This is a genomic window from Bradyrhizobium sp. SMVTL-02 (assembly GCF_051853005.1).
Taxonomy (GTDB): domain Bacteria; phylum Pseudomonadota; class Alphaproteobacteria; order Rhizobiales; family Xanthobacteraceae; genus Bradyrhizobium.
The window spans coordinates 3,044,111-3,062,583 of record NZ_CP182469.1 but is presented as its reverse complement, the minus strand read 5'-3'; the positions used below and the strand labels follow the sequence as shown (position 1 = coordinate 3,062,583).

The window sequence follows — 18,473 nt, the reverse complement described above, 5'->3', positions numbered from 1 at the left end:
CGCTTAAATCAGCGGTCGTCCCCGTTCTTGACGGAGGATTGCCTAAGTTTTGCGGGGATCAGAAAAGGTGTATTCGCAGCATAGGCGCGATATTCAGGAAAAGCTTCCTTCAAAATCGCTTCTTCGTTGATCATACGCCGCCATTGAACCATCACAGCCGCAACGGCGATGAGGATGGCAAGCGGCGAAAGCACCTGTAGCGTGACCCCGACCAACGCGATTCCCTCGCAGAGATACAAGGGATGCCGCACGATTCGATAGGGTCCTTCTATCACCAAGCGCCTTGCCTCCGCTAGAATGCTGAAAGACTTGCCCAACCAGCGGAGCACAACGAATGAAAGCGACGTGCCCACCAAGATCAACGTTGTGGACACGATCGACCCAACAGGACCCAACTCTGCCTTCGGAAGCAAAGCAAGTGTTGTGCACAAAAATGTGCCTAGCAAAGCCGAGATCCGCGGCTCGATGCTTTTGGACTTCTTTATCGGAACCAGCCGGGTGATCGTTGTCGCTGCAACCAAGCTCACGAAAAGGACGTTGGCAATGCTGGCCGCCACCACGAGCAGCTTGTGGAGGCTGTCCAACGGAAGCAGGCGAGGAATTCCCGCAACGCCAATCAGGGCAAACGCGATAAAAACAACAACGACCGCCGCTCTCGCCGTCCAATCGAGCCAACGATTGACAGTCAACGCAACGGCCCTACTTCCCCCGTGGGATCCATCGGTTTCATCAAGTTTGATATCCGTCATCGGTCTCTATCTTGTGCTATCATCGTCGCCGAAATTGATCGGCAAGCCGCCCCCAAAAGGGATAGATCATTCGTGAACGCTTCAAGGTGCAGATCAGGCGGGTAAGCACGGCGATCCGTTTATCAGAGCGAACCATTGGGCGCCTCCACTGAGGCCCGCTCCGTCTCAGCCAGCGCCGCTGTATCCGATTTGGACTGAAATATCCGCTCGCCGACGAAGGGATAAAGCAACTGAGGCACGTAGCGTTGCGGCATCGGCCGATCCAGACCGTACGTTGTCGGGTTCTCCCCCCGCGGCAAATGGAGTCTTCCGAACAGCGCATCCAAAAAAGACAGCTGGCCCGCGAAATTTCGGTCCCGGGCCTCACGCTGGCTGCTGTGATGCCAATGATGAAATTGCGGCGACGCAAACAGAAAGCGCAGCGGGCCAAATCCGATGCGGACGTTGGAGTGAATGAGAACCGATTGCCACTGATAGAGCACTGCATACACGCCAATCACCCATTCGGAGAACCCCAGCGCAAACACCGGCACCAGCGAGACTCCTTTGGTCAAAATCTGATCGACCGGATGGACCCTGGTCGCGGCCAGCCAGTCAAGCTCCTCGATACTGTGGTGGATGGAGTGAAATCTCCATAGCCAAGGAACGGCATGGAACATGCGATGGGTCCAATAGAATCCCAAATCAGCAAGGACGATAACGGCCGGGAGTTGCACCCAGTAGGGCAAGCCACCGACCATCGCCTGAAAGGATACCGGGACAATCCAGGCGGCGGCAAAGATAACCGCCACGATAACGGCGAGCAGACCAAGCTTGATCAGCACACCATTCACGAACAAGAAGATCAGATCGTTCGCCCAATTGCGACGAAAGACCTTCTGCGGATGCATGGCGAACAGCCGCTCGAGCGGTATGAACACAAGAATGGTGATAAAAATAACCTTAATGCCAAAGGGATCCATCGAGTTCCTCGCTGGACGTCACCCTATCGCTATTTGGTGATCGCATAAAGAGTAAAGGGATGGCCGCGCACCATCCTGGTTAAGGGGCCCGGGATGTTGCGGATCCGATTAACCGGCATAATCGAGGTAATCCTATTCGGCGTGCCGAGCGGAGAGTTGGTACGCAATACATCCGTCCATATGGCCCAGCTTCGGGCTGCGGTGCGCTAACCGATCCCTTGCGAGCCAGGTCAACCGTCTTTCCCAGCCCCATCCCGATAATCTGCGATTCCGCGACGCGCTTCATCTGTTCGTCTTCCTCAGGCCGGACTCTACCGCCCTCGGAGCTATGCGTGAAGCTGGGTGATGACGGAATGAGATAGGCGGCGTATCGAGGCGGGTGTCGAGCCTGCCAGAACCTCTCAAGGAGAGCGATACGCCATGAACGAGACTAGCAATATTGTTGCCCTTCGTCAGCCCGACGAGATCGACGATCCACTGACCAATATTTTGCGAGCTGGTGCTCGGCAGCTTCTGGCGCAGGCCGTGGAGATCGAAGTCGAGACGTTTCTTGCCACGGTGAAAGATTTGAAGCTTGCCGACGGGCGCGCCCGTGTCGTGCGGCATGGTTACGGCCCGGCTCGAACGATTGCGACCGGCATCGGACCGGTCGAGGTCGCACGGGCGAAGATCCGGGACCGCGGTGCAGCCGGCGATGGCGAGCGGATCCGCTTCAGCTCGGCGATTCTGCCACTATGGGCGCGGCGGACCAGGAGCCTGGATGCGCTGTTGCCGGTGTTGTACCTGCGTGGCATCTCGACGGGCGATTTCCAGGAGGCGCTGACGGCCCTGCTGGGTAAGGACGCGCCGAACCTGTCGCCGGCGGTGATTTCCCGGCTGACGGCCGAATGGCAGGGCGAGTATGAGCGTTGGCAGAAGCGCGATCTCTCGGCGCGGCGGTACGTGTATGTGTGGGCCGATGGCGTCTTCCTGCAGGCACGCATGGAAGACCACGGCGAGTGCATGCTGGTGCTGATCGGCGCGACGCCGGAAGGCAAGAAGGAGTTGATCGGCTTTCAGGTCGGTGTCCGGGAGAGCGCGCAGAGCTGGCGTGAGCTCCTGATCGACGTGAAGCAACGCGGGTTGCAAATCGCCCCGGAAATTGCCGTTGGTGACGGCGCGCTCGGCTTCTGGAAGGCGCTTGACGAGGTGTTTCCCGGCACGCGGCACCAGCGCTGCTGGGTGCACAAGACCGTCAACGTCCTGGACAAGGTCCCGCTCTCGGTGCAGGCCAACATGAAGAAGGACCTGCGCGAAGTCTATTGGGCGCCAAACCGGGCGGCCGCCGAAGTGGCGATCGACGTCTTCGCCGAGAAATACCGCACCAAGTACGGCCGGGCGGTCGAATGCCTCGCAAAGGACCGCGACGCGCTGCTGGCCTTCTACGACTTTCCTGCCGAGCATTGGGATCACTTGCGCACGACCAACCCCATCGAAAGCGTGTTCGCGACCGTGCGACACAGAACCGTGCGAACGAAAGGATCGCTGTCCTCAACGACCGCCAGGCTGATGGTGTTCAAGCTGGTTATCGCCGCATCAAAAAAGTGGCGGCGGCTCAAAGGCACAAATCAGTTGCCGAAGCTCATCGCAGGTGTCAGATTCAACGACGGCATCGAGGTCATCCACATGCCGGCAAACCACGCCGCCTGATCGCCTCGTCACCCAAAATCCTGCATAGCTCCCGCCCTCCGGAGAAAATACTCAGTGGCAGGTCAGACTCAAAACCTTTGGAAGGCGTCTCCGCCAAGCTCACTCACCGTCGCCTCAAGCGCAGCACCTTCCGATCCGTCGTCGACTTGCAAGTCGCTGTTAACCGCTTCGTCGCTTAGACGACCGCCGATCCCAAACCCTTCGCCTGGACCGCCGCGTCCTAGCCACCCGGGGATCTAAGTGCAACTAATCGCCGCGCGGGTTTAGCTCACTGCGCCTCACGAATAATTCGGAAATATCGTCGGAATAAACGCCAATCCACTCCGGTGAAGCTCGAAATTCTTGAGACTCCATGGAGTTTGGCTTGACCACACCAATAGAGATGCGGTGCTTATCCAAGTATCCAACAAATTCACGCGGGCGTCGGAAGACAATGGTCAGATTTTCAGTCATAAATCCTTCGTCGAAAACCGTTCTGCCGTCGATAAAGGTGGGAAGTCCTCTGAAAATCAAATAGCCGCCGAAATCGTAATCGTTGTAAATGTTACCATGCAAATTGTGCGCAAAAATGTAGTCGACAGCACCCTCCGGAGAAATCTGTCTTTGGGGCTTAACTGAGTCGCCAAAGATGCCCGTTACAAGAATGATGATCGCGATTATTGCATAAGTCCCGTACACGCCGCGCCGTCCAAGTCGGGACATCGTCGTGAAGAATTGTGGTTGAGTCGCAATTTGCTCAGAGAGCCGCAGAAATCGAAATTGTCTCGTTAATGGGGTGGCGAGGAGTAGAGGCGCAACTATATTGAATAAGAAGATAAATCTAATTGCGGTCAGCATGTACGCTGCGATTGACAGCAAGATCGTTAGTCGACAAAAACGAATCTTAACCCCGTTCAGCAGAGCTAAAAATACGAGCGCGAGAACACTGAGGACTACAAGACGCCCATTCTCGAAGCTTACGGCTCGCCACTCCGCCACATATAGTTTGGCTTCATGTGCCCCGATAACCGGAAGGGTCGTCAGGAACAGGCGCGCGCCGTAGGGCGTCACGCACGCCGCCCCGCACGCAGCAACCAGAAAGACCGCCCAACGTCGGGCTACTAGGAGGCGCTCACCGCTCGGGGATTCGAATGCTGCTTCTGCGGCTAGCGCGACCGTCAAGGCAAGACCCGCCACAAAGCTACCATGGACGTTCGCCCAAAGGGTCATGATCGGGAGCAGCATCAAGCTTGGCGAAGCCTTGGTGTCGACAGCTCTCACCAACGCCGCCACCCAGACCACCATCAGCCCGTCGCCAAATATCTGCGGCCGGGCGTGCAAGTGGCTGACCGCCAGCCCAAGCGCCACCGCGGCGACGCCGATTGCAACCGTGAACCGCATGGTGCGCGCGAGCATGAGGAAAAGCAGCGCGTAGGCGAGCGCTACGGCGGCGCCGGTAATCATGGCGACCCCACGGAATCCTGAAAGCCGATAAGCGCCGAAAAAGATCAGATCGCTCACCCAGTCTCTCGCTATCCAGGGATGCCCAGGAAACGTATGGGTGAATTCGTCGACTTGGGGAAACGATCCGCCTTCCCAAATCCTACGCCCAGTTGCGATGTGCCAATACAGGTCTGCATCCAACAGAAGCCGGTCAGCAGGAAGGAACACAAGATACAAGAGTAAAAGAAGCGCGACCAGAACGACAAATATGAACCATCTGGCTCGCTGAACGTCTTGATCGCTGGGACGCAGTCGGTGGGGCTTCTGGCTGAACGTGGCGGCGGCGACGGCATGGCCGCCGTCGGACCTAGCCGAAACTTCGAGATGAGTCATTACCCCTCCGCATTCATGCGAATCTGCCGCAAGGCGATCCGTTTATCAGAGCAATCCAGACCGTAGGTCGTCGGTGTTTGTCCGCGCGGCAAATGAAGACTACCGAGCAACGCATCCAGGAAGGAAAGTTGACCTGCGAAATTCCGGTCCCTGGCCTCGCGGTGGTTACTGTGATGCCAGTGATGAAACTCTGGCGAAGCAAACAGGAAACGCAGCGGACCAAATCCCAGGCGAACATTGGAATGAATGAGAACTGACTGCCAATGATAGAGCAACGCATAGACGCCAATCGCCCATCCGGAGAAACCCAGCGCAAAAACCGGGATCAGCGAGACCCCCTTGGTCAAAATCTGATCGACCGGATGGACCCTGGTCGCGGCGAGCCAATCAAGCTCCTCGATAGTGTGGTGAATGGCGTGGAAATTCCATAGCCAGGGCACGACATGGAACATGCGATGGGTCCAATAGAATCCCAAACCAGAAAGTAGGATAACGGCCGGGATTTGTACCCAATACGGCCGACCGCCGACCATCGTCTGAAAGGATGCTGGGACAATCCATGCCGCGGCAAAAATGACCGCAACGACAATGGCTAGCAGACCAAGCTTTATCAGCACACTATTTAAGAGCAAAAAGATCAGATCGTTGCCCCAATCGCGACGAAAAACCTTCCGCGGGTGCAGGGCGAACAACCGCTCGAGCGGTATGAACACAAGAGCGGTGAAAAAAATAAGTTTAAGGCCAAAAGGATCCATTGAGCTCCTCGTAAGGGGCTCCTCGTAAAATGCCACCCTATCGCTATTTATCGATCGCATAAAGGGCGAACCGGCGGCTCCGCATCATAAAGGTTAAATGTTCGGGGATGCTGCCGGTCTGATCACCGACAATATACAGGTAGTCATAGTCGGTACGCCAACCGCGAACATGGGCCGGGACGGTTCCACCAGCTGACGCGCTATTCAACTGCGCAATTGGTGTCGGCCGGTAGTCAAGTGCGTCGCCGATTTCCAAGAGCGACTTCGAAGCGGATTTCTTGACCGGTTGTTGACCAGAGATTGTGTATAGAGACGGCACAAACGCGTTTGCATAATGGACCGCCAAGGTCGGAGCATAGAACATCGGGGCATTTGCTTGGCCCTCATCGACATCTCCTCGTGCGATGAGGATCGTCGAACCGGCGCGAAGTAGCGCAAACGATTTGATCATATCCGCGTAGTCCGATCGGTAGGAATACCAAACCGACGCTACACTCATTACATTAGCAAGGATGATGCCTACAGCTACGAGCGCGGCCACAGTTTTCACTGCACGCGACGGCCAGTTCACAGTCAAGAACGCGGGCAGGACTAGCATCATTGCGGTAATGAGACGTACGTCAGTGTAGGCGCCGCCCAGAATACGCGCAGGCATCAACAAATATACGACCAGAAAGCCTGACCCGATAAAGACCGCGGGTCGCGTGAGCCCAAATACGCGGCTGTAGCCAAGGTAACCCAAGAGCACCGCAATTATGAGCGCAAGTCCGATTGAAAGAGGCAGACTATAACAGTTCATGACGAACAGAGGCCACATCAACTTTAGCCCGAACGACCAACTGAATCCCGGATTGCTAAGCGTATCACCTGACCAAAGCACAACTAGACAGCCGGCGAGGACCGGAAGCGCCAGTACAGCAAGGGTTCGCACGGCATGACGGTAGCTCGTAATCCGGCTGCCTTCATAGCAAACAATCGTCAGGCCGTAGATACCGAGCGCAAACAAATGAGCGCTGAACAACACGACGACAACGCTTGCATGTAAGGCAATCCGGAGAAGCCACGGACCTTCGCGAAAGTAAATCCAGGCGACGATCCCCCAAAGCGCCACGCCACATCCAAATTCAAAATTCATTAGCCCCCAAAGGAACGGCAGGCTGTACAGCGCGATCAGCGCAACAAAGCCTGATAATTGATGCCGCCCCCGTACCTGCATCTCCAGCGCTATCGCGCCACATGCTACCAATATCTGGCTTCCGAGCAAAAAAAGACGAGCGGCGGTCTCGACGCCAACAAACCGCGCGAACACCGGGACAATGATGTCGACGGCGAGATTGGGATAGAGCCGCCAATGTATTTCGTAAGCCGGGTTCGCGCGTCCCGCAGCAGCATCCACAAGAAGATGCATCCGTGCGAGGTGGTTAACATAGTCGATCATCGCGGGAATTTCGACCGACAATACGGGGACCACCGACACAGCAAATAGAAGACCGACGGAGATCAGACTCCTCTGGTCCGAAAGTACCCCTGGCATCAATGATCCGCCTTCCAACACAACGTTTGCCTGTCGATCGACATCGTCGAATTTCCTCTATTAGAACAGCCCATCCCAAGCTACTTTGCGGAGGCTATGCCAAACGATGATAGTGCGGCCATGTAATCCCATTGCGCGCCCACCCTAGTATTGGATCGAAAAGGCCACGGCCCAGCTAGACGGAAAAAGCGGCGTTGGAAATTTCGCCGTTAACCTGTGAAGGTCCCGGCGGCCTCCTAGTCTAGACCTCGTCGAGATATTAAACGTCGGCGCGCCTTGGGCCGGTGTTGCTACTCATGCGACAACCTCTCCTTCTCAGCGATCTGCTCGGCATCATTCTCTGTTCTCTTGTCAAGGATCTCGCGAGGTAATCCTGCAGCAGGGCTTGGCTAGTACAAAATTGGCAGCCGGGCCGCAGCTGACCGCGCTAGAGTTCGTCGCTAGGCATCGTGCGGGAGCGCTTCTGGCTCGGACTTCACCGGCTGGTCGCCTGGGGGTTGTGATGCGGGTCATTCTCGGCTCTGTTGACCGCCTCCCTACGCCCGGTGCCCGCTCATTGCCCGCGAGGGCTCCGTTGAGACCAATCTAGCGGACCGATGCAGCAGAATTGTCCGATGCTGTGCGCCAGCTGCCGCAGCGCCGGCGGCAGATAGCTGCAACCGAGCACGATGCCGGACGAACGGCGTGTGGCGAGATAAGCGACCGGATCAATGATTGAACCGTTCCAATCCGACAGGACGCCGGTCCGATGGAGCGGCCGATAGCTCGCCATATAGGCGAAATATGTGAGGTCATCGATCAAGAGGCCACTGGGCCTCTTCGCCGGATCGATCCCACACAACCTCCCCGTTGCTACAATCTGATCCTCGATCTTGGAGAAGCCATAGGGCGAAACAGAATAGGGTTGCAACGCAACATAGCCGGGTTGATGGGCGGATACCCATAAAGGCTTGGCATAGAAAGCCATAAGCGCGACCAAACTCGCAGCAGCAACGACGAGCGTAAATCGGCTCACGATCTGCGCGCACCTGATCGTGATCTCGGAAAACTCGGCTGCGCGAATGGCGAGCACAATGGAGAGGATCGTTGCCGGAAGGGCCAACGATGCCTCGTACGCGTTTTTGGTGAGCTGTGTAGCGCCCCATCCGAGGACGATTCCGACGAGCAGGATCGGGAGCATCAGCCGAGCATCCATCTTGCGTGCACGCGCCGCCCGGACGAGCGCTCTTCCGGTGGACACAATGCCGAGAAGCATTGCAGACATCCACGCCAACAGCAGCGGCGCCGCCCAATTGGTCGCCTCCTTGTGGTCGATCACGTCCGGCGGCAGCCAATTCGACATATACCTTTCGGCGGGCATGGACAGCCCCACATAAGCGAAGATGTTGGCACCGCGTAGAGCCTCGCCCATTCTGGACATGACAGGGCCGCCGCCAAATAGAATTGCGGCGATGTTTTCCTTCGCTAGCTTTGCTGCAAGGACCGGGTCAGCCGGACATCTGAAGCGGTCCACCCAATAAGGGATCGCAACCGCGCTAAGAGCTATGCGTGAAGCTGGGTGATGACGGAATGAGATAGGCGGCGTATCGAGGCGGGTGTCGAGCCTGCCAGAACCTCTCAAGGAGAGCGATACGCCATGAACGAGACTAGCAATATTGTTGCCCTTCGTCAGCCCGACGAGATCGACGATCCACTGACCAATATTTTGCGAGCTGGTGCTCGGCAGCTTCTGGCGCAGGCCGTGGAGATCGAAGTCGAGACGTTTCTTGCCACGGTGAAAGATTTGAAGCTTGCCGACGGGCGCGCCCGTGTCGTGCGGCATGGTTACGGCCCGGCTCGAACGATTGCGACCGGCATCGGACCGGTCGAGGTCGCACGGGCGAAGATCCGGGACCGCGGTGCAGCCGGCGATGGCGAGCGGATCCGCTTCAGCTCGGCGATTCTGCCACTATGGGCGCGGCGGACCAGGAGCCTGGATGCGCTGTTGCCGGTGTTGTACCTGCGTGGCATCTCGACGGGCGATTTCCAGGAGGCGCTGACGGCCCTGCTGGGTAAGGACGCGCCGAACCTGTCGCCGGCGGTGATTTCCCGGCTGACGGCCGAATGGCAGGGCGAGTATGAGCGTTGGCAGAAGCGCGATCTCTCGGCGCGGCGGTACGTGTATGTGTGGGCCGATGGCGTCTTCCTGCAGGCACGCATGGAAGACCACGGCGAGTGCATGCTGGTGCTGATCGGCGCGACGCCGGAAGGCAAGAAGGAGTTGATCGGCTTTCAGGTCGGTGTCCGGGAGAGCGCGCAGAGCTGGCGTGAGCTCCTGATCGACGTGAAGCAACGCGGGTTGCAAATCGCCCCGGAAATTGCCGTTGGTGACGGCGCGCTCGGCTTCTGGAAGGCGCTTGACGAGGTGTTTCCCGGCACGCGGCACCAGCGCTGCTGGGTGCACAAGACCGTCAACGTCCTGGACAAGGTCCCGCTCTCGGTGCAGGCCAACATGAAGAAGGACCTGCGCGAAGTCTATTGGGCGCCAAACCGGGCGGCCGCCGAAGTGGCGATCGACGTCTTCGCCGAGAAATACCGCACCAAGTACGGCCGGGCGGTCGAATGCCTCGCAAAGGACCGCGACGCGCTGCTGGCCTTCTACGACTTTCCTGCCGAGCATTGGGATCACTTGCGCACGACCAACCCCATCGAAAGCGTGTTCGCGACCGTGCGACACAGAACCGTGCGAACGAAAGGATCGCTGTCCTCAACGACCGCCAGGCTGATGGTGTTCAAGCTGGTTATCGCCGCATCAAAAAAGTGGCGGCGGCTCAAAGGCACAAATCAGTTGCCGAAGCTCATCGCAGGTGTCAGATTCAACGACGGCATCGAGGTCATCCACATGCCGGCAAACCACGCCGCCTGATCGCCTCGTCACCCAAAATCCTGCATAGCTCCCGCGCTAAGGCCAACAAGCGCTGCAACGGCAATGAATCGTGCGCACACACTCGCCCGCCTGCTACTGCTGAGACCTGCGCAGAGCAGGAACATCGGCATATAAACTATCCCCTTCGGATGGTAGCCGAGCGCCAAGGCACCGCAGGTGACAACGATAGCAGCCCGACCGGCGGCTGCCGTTGGGCCACTATCCGGGGCGTTTTGCGCCCATGCGCCTGTGGCAACGAGGATGGAAACTGTGAGAGCCAGTAGGATTGGCTGTTCGGGCCGGCTCAGCACCAGCAGGAAGGGAAGGACGCCGAACGACGAGAGACTAAAAGCAAGTACTCGCAGCGTGCTCCTCTCGCGCGTCGTCTGTGCGATTGCGCCAGTCAGCCTCCACAGGATTGTCAACCATACGAGTGAAAAGGTGACGCCCGTGAGCCTAACAAAGATTGGATCGGCGAACGCCAGATTCACCGTGGCGCTTGCATATCGGAGTGGCTGGATGAACAGCGGAACAACGGCAAGCGTGTTCGGCCCGCAATTCTCCCCTATGGACCGATCGACACCGTCATCGATCGCGCTGCGAGCTTGAAAGCGCCAGCCAACTTCATCCGTATAAATCGGCACGAGGAGCCCAAAGAGAAACGAGGCGATGGCTATAAGCAGGGCCAACAATTCGGCGGACGGGAGGCGGAGCGGCGAAGCGACTAGTAGTTTGTTCATCTTAAAATGACCAGCTGGAAGAACAGAGCACGACTCGCGATCACTCAGAGGATAAGTATCACCGCGGAGGCTTCGCTAGCAATCGATCCACTCAAAATCTTCTGGGTCACGCAAGACCGATGCGCAGTGGCTCATGCGCCAACTACTGCTCAAGCGCTCAAGCGCTCAGGTCGGTAAGATGACCTCCATGTGGCCTGGCCTACGCCGATTACCAACTCGAACAGGTCAGAAGCTTCTCATCATGCGTCCAGCGTGCCGGACGGGGCTGCAAGCTCTTCGCCGACATCAAATCGACAGTCGAGCCAGCGCCATCGAAACGGGCCTGAGCAATTCAAATCTAGGTGTGTGTTTAGTCCCAGACTTTGATGGTGCATCCTTGTCGCACGATTCGAAGGAAGCGCTATGGGACAGATTTTACACGGCTGCGCCACCACGACGGAGGCAGTCCGTCGAGCAATACAAAATAGTCAAGAGAGCCTGAGAGGTCTCGCCAAGCGCTGCGGGATCAACCAGAAGACTGTCGCGAAGTGGAAGCAGCGCGAGACTGTCAGCGATCGTTAGACTGACCCCAAGGAAGCCAAGTCGACTGTCCTTTCCATCGAGGAGGAGGCGATCATCGTTGCTTTCCGGCAGCATACGCTGCTGCCACTCGTGCCTCTATGCGCTGCAGCCGACCATCCCGCATCTGACGCGGTCATCCCTGCATCGCAGCCTCCAGCGTCACGGCATCAGCCGATTGCCGGAAGTGGGCGGTGGCAAGCCCTCGAGGAAGAAGTTCAAGGCTTATCCGATCGGCTACTTCCACATCGACATCGCCGAGCTCCAGACCGCCGAAGGCAAGCTCTACCTCTACGTCGCAATCGATCGCACCAGTAAGTTCGCGTTCGTGCAACTGGCCAGGAAGACGGGAAGGACCTCGGCTTCGGCCTTCCTCGAAGCTCTTATTGCGGCCGTCCCCTACAAGATCCACACGGTTCTCACCGACAATGGGATCCAGTTCACCTTCCCACCTGTCAACGGGCAGCGAACTTTCCGTGAGAATGGGCTTCCAAATTTCCCTAGGTGACGGCGATTGTGGTTCGGGGATCAGCCGCTATCGGGATCGTCATTGGTCCTTCCAGGCGGGCGGCCGCGGCGCTTGGGCTGCGGCTGGTTTGTGAGCGGGCGCGAGCGGACGTTTTCCGGTACGAGGGCGGCGTGCTGGCGGAGCCGATAGCTCGATCCCTCGATTTGGATAACAACGGCGTGGTGAAGCAGGCGATCAAGCAATGCTGTGGCGACGACGGCATCACCAAAGACCTCGCCCCATTCAGTAAAGCCGCGGTTCGAAGTGAGGATCATCGCGCCCTTTTCATAGCGGGCGTTGACCAACTGGAAGAACAGATTGCCGCCGCCGGGCACGACCGGGAGGTAACCGATCTCGTCGACGACAAGGAGGGAGGCGCGGGCGAGGAACCGCAGGCGCTCGCGCAAAGTGCCTTCGCGTTCGGCTTTTGCGAGGGTGGTGACGATGTCGGCGAGCGTGGCGAACGCGACGCTCTTTCCCGCCTTCACGGCCTCGACCGCGAGTGCCGTCGCGAGATGGCTCTTGCCGGTGCCGGGCGGCCCAAGCAGATGGACCACCTCGGCGCGGTCGATGAACTTCAATTCGGCAAGCGCCAGGATGCGATTGCGATCGAGCGAGGGCTGGAATGCGAAGTCGAAGCCGGCGAGCGTTTTGACGGTGGTCAGGCGAGACATTCTCAGCGCGGTGCTGACACGGCGATTGTCGCGCAGCGTCAGCTCCTCGATAAGCAACTGATCGAGCGCCTCAATCCAGGTGACCTCGCCCTGTTCGATTCGCCGCAGCGTGGTGTCCAGTATTTCCAGCGCACGTGGCATCTTGAGTGCGACCAGGCTTTTCTTGACGCTGTCGATCGCTGCCGGCTGCGTGTGGATGGTCATGGCCGGCCTCCCGATTGGGCGAGCCGTTTGCCGACAGCTTGGTAAAACTCCAGCGACCGTCGTGGGATGTGATCGCCGGCCCGACCGACGAGGGCTTCGGACACGCCAGGTCGCGACCTGGACCGGTTGACCGCCTGGCGATGCTCGGGTGCGACGCGAGTTCGCCGGCGGCCTTCCAGAACGGGATGGACGGCGACGATTTCGCCTTGATCGAGAATGCGGATTACATCAGGCAATTGCTGCACCTCGACAATGCGCCGCGTACGGTCTGGTACGCTGTAATAGTTGCCGCCGATCGACACGAGCCCGTCGTGGCTGACTCGGCGCTCGAGTTTGAGCAGCGCGTCGAACGGCCCCGCTGGCAACGCCTGCAGCTCGGGTCTCTCGGCGGCAAACGCCTCAGCGACGACTTTCTGCGTGGTGCCGTGTACGCGCACGTTCGCGACGGTCGCGAGCCAGTCATCGAGCTGGGTGTTGAGATCGTCGAGATTGCGGAAGCTGCGCGCGAGGAAGAAGTCCTGCCGGATGTAGCTGAACGGACGCTCGACCTTACCCTTGGTCTTGGCGCGGTACGGCCGGCAGGCCCTCGGATGGAAGCCGTAATGTTGTGCGAGCGCCAGGAGCGACCGGTTATAGACGATGTGTCCATTGCCGTCCTCGCCCGTCACGGCCGTCTTCATGCGGTCGTAAAGGATCTCGATCGGGACACCGCCGATGACCGCAAAAGCCTGCATGTGACAGCGCAGCAGCGTCTGCAGGTCCTGATGCATGACGAAGCGGGCGAAGATGAAGCGCGAATGGCCAAGTACCATCGAGAACAGCCAAATGATCCGTGTCGCACCGGGCTCGTCAGTGAAGATGGTCACGAAACGAGCAAAGTCCACTTGCGCCTGCTTCCCGGCAGGCGTCTCAAATCGCACCTCAAAGGGCTTAGGTGCGTTGTCGGGACGGATCGCAGCCGCGAAGCGTTTCACGGCCGTGTAGGCGCCGGTGTAGCCGCGCTCGCGAAGCTCGCGCGTTAGCCGGATGGCACTCAAGTCCGGGAATGCGGCGATGCGCTCTCGCAGATAGTCGAGATAGGGTGCGAGCTTGCTCGGCCGGCCAGTCTGCCGAGGGCCATAGGCGGGTGGCTCGAGACCACGCGCAATGTATTTGCGGATCGTTTTCGGGTCGCGCCCCGTGCGCCGGGCAATCGCGCTGATCGACAAGCCCTCACGGTGAAGGTCCAAAATCACGATGAGATCTCCAAGCTGGATCATCCGTTCCGCCCCCCGAATCACTTCGGGGACAGGATCGGATGCGGAAAGCCTGAAGGGGCCGCAGCGCTTCGGTATGTGGGGCCTACGCGCCGCGGCCCCTTCAGGCTGGGATGCCAGCTAGGGAATTTTCGATGCCCATATTTGGGGAGTATTCACCGCCCAGTGACACCACCGCGCTATGCGGACGGCCCGACAGCAAGATACGCGACGCATATGTTCGACATGCGCTGCCGGGAGAACGGGATCGAACATCGGCTGACTAAGATGAAGCATCCCTGGACCACTGATGTGATCGACAAGCCCTTTCTTCGTGGATTTGGGTTATTCTCTCCCGGCGTGCGGCGACCGCGTGGCGAAGAGCAGGGCGAGAGGTGAGAGCCTTGCCGCACAGCCATCATCATCGTTCCTCAGTTGCGGCGCCCGCACGTGCTCTCTTCGGTCCGCGCGGGTTCCAGCCTGTCACGAAGCGCGCATAAGCGGTTTCGGCCTGCTCGACCCAGCGGCGCTCCTCCTCACGCAAACTCTTGATGTTGTAAGCATGCGCCGGCCCCTTCTGGCCGCGTGTGGCCTTGTGGCCGGCCTTGAGTTCGAGATCGCGAAGCTTTTTTGCGTGGAGCAAGGGACGCGCCCACGCATAGCTCTCGCCCTTGGCCAGCAGGTGCCAGATCACGACAGCAAGTTTGCGGGCCGTCGCGACGGCTGCGACATGCTGACCGCGACGGGCCCTGACCCGGAGAAAGAAAGCCCGCAGCGGACCCGGTGCCCGTGCTGCGACCCAAGCCGCCTCGACCAGCATGCCACGGGCATGGCCGCGGCCCTGCTTGGTGATCCGTCCATGGTAGGCCGGACCTGGCCCGGATTGCCGGACGCTCGGGTTCAGGCCGAGGTAGCTGACAAGTTTCTGCGGATCGCTGAAACGGGCCACGTCGCCGATTGCCGCCATCAGCGCAAGCGCGACGATCATGTCGACACCTGGGATCGTCATCAGCCGCTTGGCGCCGTCGTCCGCGAGTGCCGAACCGGCGAGGTCACGCTCGATCACGGTGAGATCTTCGCCAAGCCGATCGAACTCGCGCAGATGTCGTTCGATGGCGAGCCGTTCGTCCTCTGGCACGATCTGCTCGGCAAGCCATGCACGGCCCTTGCCGCCGCACAGGTCGGCATGTGGGCAAGACGGAATCAGATGCGCGTGCAGGATCGACTGGATGATGTTCTTCAGTCTCGACCGCTGTCGCACGATCTGGTTGCGGCGTGTCACCTGCCGGCGCAGCGCCTGTGTCGGTTCGTCCGGAACCCAGACTTCCGGTAGAAACCCGCTGGCGTAAAGTTGGGCAAGAACGCCGGCGTCGATCGTGTCGGTCTTGATCTTCGCATGCGCGATGATACGCACTTGCATTGGGTTTGCGATCACCACCTTCTTCACCTGTGGCCCGATGACCGCCGCGACTGCTGCGGCATTCCCGGTCGCCTCGACGACGACGACATCGTCCTTCGAAAGCCGTTTGGCGAACGCGGTCAACAGCGCACGTCGCATGTCCACGCGGCCGAGACGTCTGAGTTTGCCATCCTCCCAAGCCACCGCTTCCGCAAAGGCGCGGTGGATATCAAGTCCGATAATGCGCATGTCTGCTCCTTTCCGGTCTGACGAAACGGGAGCTGGCGGGCAACACGACATCTACTGATCCGCGCTCGCGGCGCATCCGGGAAAGTCGCAAGGGGCGGCCATGTAACGAGCTCGGGCTCTCAGCCCACTGTCTATCGGCGGCCTGCCCGCACCTTCGTGCTCCCGGTGCCCCGCGTCCCGGATGGGCTCACCATAATGCCGTTCTCCGAAGAGAACAGCCGGACGAAAAGGCACCGCAGATCACATACCGGATAATGGCCAGGTCGAACGCATGAACCGCACGATCAAGGAAGCGACCGTCCAACGCTATTACTACGATCGACACGATCAGCTCGAAGCTCACCTTGTCGACTTCATCAACGCCTACAACTATGCTCGGCGGCTGAAGACCCTGAAGGGCCCCACACCCTACGAATACATTTGCAAATGCTGGACTTCCCAGCCCGAACGATTCAAACTCAACCCGCTCCAGCAAATTCCGGGACTAAACACCTAGTTTATTCGTTTATTCGACCATATAGGAGATACGAATGTGTCATTCCAAAAAAATATCTCGTATCTTCTTTTCGCCCGAGCTCTCTGTAATTTTTTAAGATTGCATCAAGGCGCGGATCCACGAAATGATCACTTGCCCAAGTGCTATCGAGAATTATTACGTCCGGCGGATTATTGTTGACGTCACTCAGAAATCTCTGTTGGTCTTCTGATTTATATAAATAAAGTTTTCGATAAACCTCCGTCTCGGGAGACTGCGCTTTTATGATTCTATCAATCGAATCTGTAATTATTAGTGCAATCACGCTTTGCCCCCAGCGTCCATGAACAAGGTTCGTGACAGGATGTCCGAATTCGCCGACGGCGCCAACTAGCGCCACTGTCGGACGTGGACGGAACATCTTAATCTCATCGACAAAAAGCGGTCTTGGCGACCATTCCATATGGAAAGCGGACCAAGCTAACGCGGCGGCGGCGAACGCACAGGTTGCCGCAAAAATCACCGTAGGGCGTTGCCTAAACCCCATTAACTTCAAACAGAAGACAAAGCCAACGAAAACTATCGCAAATATACAGAACCCTATTTGGCTTAAAATCCATGGAAGGCTACCAATTTCGTAAGTAATCGAAAATCGCCATGTTATTAAACAACCCACAAAGGCAGCAATAAATACTTCAGCATTCGTAATACGCCCAGCAGCAGCAATCGAAATTGAAATTATCAGCAGAGCTACGCAAGGATACGCATGGTAGGCAAACGGTTTTCCCTGAATAAAAAACGACACCAGCACTCCCAATGCGGCGCATATCAATATCATACAAAGCGTATTTAAACTTTCGATATTTTTGAACGCGTACAGTGCAGATAGTAATAAAGTCGACGCCACTATTGTAGGATTCAATAACAAAACAATAAAATTTTCGCGGTCGCGCGCATAAACGTCAATCAACAATGGAAACATTATTCTGAGGTAATTCGGAAACAAGACCATCGACAGGATTGTAAATACAGACCCCATCGCAACTGCAACGGTCAATTCGGGGAAGTCAAATAGCGCACGAACGCCTCTGCGCGATCCTACGAAGGCGACAACCAAAACAAAACTCAGTGCATAATGTGGTCTGATTGCGAAAATCAGGCCTGCTGCCAATCCGGATACGATAGCAGCCAAGCGCGGAGGATTAATGCACGAAGCGCGCAGGCTAATCGCCGAAAGCCAAGGCATGGCGAGTATGAGTGCGATGTGGTCTCTCTGCCCGTACGTATAGTCAGGCAATAGCAGGAGGCTGGCGGCTATTGTCAGCGCAACCGGTCGGCGCACTTCAGTAAGCCGGTCGGCTTTGTGCATAATCCAAGCCGATGCGAATAGGCTCGCTGTCACCAGCACGGCTACATATACGATGAACGCCAAATCCTGGTTAATGCCGAGCCAGCTGGATGCAAGTACCGGCGGCAAATAGATGAGAATTGCGACCGGTGGGCTGTTTTCAAGAAAGTCGACGTAAGGTATCTGCCCGCTCAACATCCGGGCGCAGACGTCCATCAACCAAAGAGGATCTGTGTACACTCCAAGATGGATTTGGTTTGCTATAGCGGCGAAATAGATTGCGACAAGAGCGGAAACGAAACCAATGTGCGACCAGCCGCCTTGCCGCAGTGAGCGCGGCAATTGCGTCAATCTCTCTGCACCCGCGAAATTTGTTAAATTTTCAACGACAATAAGATTTGTTGGATTTTCAACGACACTAAGAGACGACTTCGCTCCAAGCCTAGAGATCACAGTGCATGCTCCCCTCCGTTCTAACCTACTGCAGCATGTGTTACTCAAAGAACGGGCGCCGGTTGTCTGAATAGTTTCCGGCTAGGCATAATTGGACTTCCCCCGACATTGTAGGTTCATTTTTCGGGTACCACAGAGCGAGGTACCTGCCAACGCCTCGCCAATCTCACTGTGCCATTCGAATAAAAGCGACGCAAAACGCTCCTTAAAAAGGGCAAACA

13 protein-coding genes and 3 pseudogenes are annotated in these 18,473 nt (G+C 57.7%); 5 read left to right on the top strand and 11 right to left on the bottom strand.

Annotation, left to right across the window (positions count from 1 at the left end; translation table 11 throughout):
• Nucleotides 1-8: 8 nt before the first annotated feature.
• Together ACNJYB_RS14225 and ACNJYB_RS14220 are read right to left on the bottom strand one after the other, a co-directional pair.
• Entirely contained in the window at nucleotides 9-749 is a 741-nt protein-coding gene (locus ACNJYB_RS14225) for a methyltransferase family protein (protein WP_439374532.1), read from the bottom strand.
• A 122-nt stretch (nucleotides 750-871) separates the two neighbouring features.
• On the bottom strand, nucleotides 872-1,711 hold the full coding sequence (locus tag ACNJYB_RS14220; RefSeq protein WP_439374531.1) for a sterol desaturase family protein: 840 nt from the start codon (nucleotides 1,709-1,711) through the stop codon (nucleotides 872-874).
• 420 nt (nucleotides 1,712-2,131) lie between these two features.
• Here ACNJYB_RS14220 and ACNJYB_RS14215 point away from each other — a divergent pair, with 420 nt between their 5' ends.
• Nucleotides 2,132-3,400 carry an IS256 family transposase gene (locus ACNJYB_RS14215; RefSeq protein WP_439370872.1) on the top strand — a complete coding sequence of 423 codons (1,269 nt, stop codon included), beginning with the start codon at nucleotides 2,132-2,134 and terminating at the stop codon, nucleotides 3,398-3,400.
• Between the two features lie 246 nt (nucleotides 3,401-3,646).
• Here ACNJYB_RS14215 and ACNJYB_RS14210 read toward each other — a convergent pair whose 3' ends face one another.
• The 4 genes from ACNJYB_RS14210 to ACNJYB_RS14195 form a co-directional block, all read right to left on the bottom strand.
• A complete protein-coding gene (locus ACNJYB_RS14210) occupies nucleotides 3,647-5,215 on the bottom strand; it encodes a hypothetical protein (protein WP_439374530.1) in 1,569 nt (522 codons plus the stop codon).
• Complete coding sequence (locus ACNJYB_RS14205; RefSeq protein ID WP_439374529.1) at nucleotides 5,215-5,970, bottom strand: sterol desaturase family protein; 756 nt, start codon at nucleotides 5,968-5,970, stop codon at nucleotides 5,215-5,217. The genes ACNJYB_RS14210 and ACNJYB_RS14205 overlap by 1 nt, the downstream gene beginning before the upstream one ends.
• A gap of 43 nt (nucleotides 5,971-6,013) precedes the next feature.
• Nucleotides 6,014-7,408 carry a hypothetical protein gene (locus ACNJYB_RS14200; protein WP_439374528.1) on the bottom strand — a complete coding sequence of 465 codons (1,395 nt, stop codon included), beginning with the start codon at nucleotides 7,406-7,408 and terminating at the stop codon, nucleotides 6,014-6,016.
• A 649-nt stretch (nucleotides 7,409-8,057) separates the two neighbouring features.
• A complete protein-coding gene (locus tag ACNJYB_RS14195; RefSeq protein ID WP_439374527.1) occupies nucleotides 8,058-9,017 on the bottom strand; it encodes a hypothetical protein in 960 nt (319 codons plus the stop codon).
• 123 nt (nucleotides 9,018-9,140) lie between these two features.
• On the opposite strand from ACNJYB_RS14195, the gene ACNJYB_RS14190 reads away from it, so the two are divergent.
• A complete protein-coding gene (locus ACNJYB_RS14190) occupies nucleotides 9,141-10,409 on the top strand; it encodes an IS256 family transposase (RefSeq protein WP_439370872.1) in 1,269 nt (422 codons plus the stop codon).
• 8 nt (nucleotides 10,410-10,417) lie between these two features.
• Here ACNJYB_RS14190 and ACNJYB_RS14185 read toward each other — a convergent pair whose 3' ends face one another.
• The gene (locus ACNJYB_RS14185; protein ID WP_439374526.1) at nucleotides 10,418-11,149 is read right to left on the bottom strand and encodes a hypothetical protein; all 732 of its coding nucleotides are present in this window, start codon (nucleotides 11,147-11,149) and stop codon (nucleotides 10,418-10,420) included.
• A gap of 402 nt (nucleotides 11,150-11,551) precedes the next feature.
• On the opposite strand from ACNJYB_RS14185, the pseudogene ACNJYB_RS14180 reads away from it, so the two are divergent.
• A pseudogene (locus ACNJYB_RS14180) lies at nucleotides 11,552-12,152 on the top strand (DDE-type integrase/transposase/recombinase); the annotation flags it as partial.
• An 83-nt stretch (nucleotides 12,153-12,235) separates the two neighbouring features.
• Here the strand turns inward: ACNJYB_RS14180 and istB are convergent.
• Both istB and istA read right to left on the bottom strand, forming a co-directional pair.
• Complete coding sequence (gene istB, locus ACNJYB_RS14175) at nucleotides 12,236-13,093, bottom strand: IS21-like element helper ATPase IstB (RefSeq protein WP_439374525.1); 858 nt, start codon at nucleotides 13,091-13,093, stop codon at nucleotides 12,236-12,238.
• Nucleotides 13,090-14,352 carry an IS21 family transposase gene (gene istA / locus ACNJYB_RS14170; RefSeq protein WP_439373215.1) on the bottom strand — a complete coding sequence of 421 codons (1,263 nt, stop codon included), beginning with the start codon at nucleotides 14,350-14,352 and terminating at the stop codon, nucleotides 13,090-13,092. Before istA ends, istB begins: the two co-directional genes overlap by 4 nt.
• A gap of 168 nt (nucleotides 14,353-14,520) precedes the next feature.
• On the opposite strand from istA, the pseudogene ACNJYB_RS14165 reads away from it, so the two are divergent.
• Nucleotides 14,521-14,652: pseudogene (locus tag ACNJYB_RS14165) on the top strand (IS481 family transposase); the annotation flags it as partial.
• A 97-nt stretch (nucleotides 14,653-14,749) separates the two neighbouring features.
• Here ACNJYB_RS14165 and ACNJYB_RS14160 read toward each other — a convergent pair.
• Nucleotides 14,750-15,976: an IS110 family transposase gene (locus ACNJYB_RS14160; RefSeq protein WP_439372688.1), complete on the bottom strand. Its 1,227-nt coding sequence runs from the start codon at nucleotides 15,974-15,976 to the stop codon at nucleotides 14,750-14,752.
• 253 nt (nucleotides 15,977-16,229) lie between these two features.
• On the opposite strand from ACNJYB_RS14160, the pseudogene ACNJYB_RS14155 reads away from it, so the two are divergent.
• A pseudogene (locus ACNJYB_RS14155) lies at nucleotides 16,230-16,472 on the top strand (IS3 family transposase); the annotation flags it as partial.
• Between the two features lies 1 nt (nucleotide 16,473).
• Here the strand turns inward: ACNJYB_RS14155 and ACNJYB_RS14150 are convergent.
• Complete coding sequence (locus tag ACNJYB_RS14150; protein ID WP_439374524.1) at nucleotides 16,474-18,252, bottom strand: hypothetical protein; 1,779 nt, start codon at nucleotides 18,250-18,252, stop codon at nucleotides 16,474-16,476.
• Nucleotides 18,253-18,473: the final 221 nt, after the last annotated feature.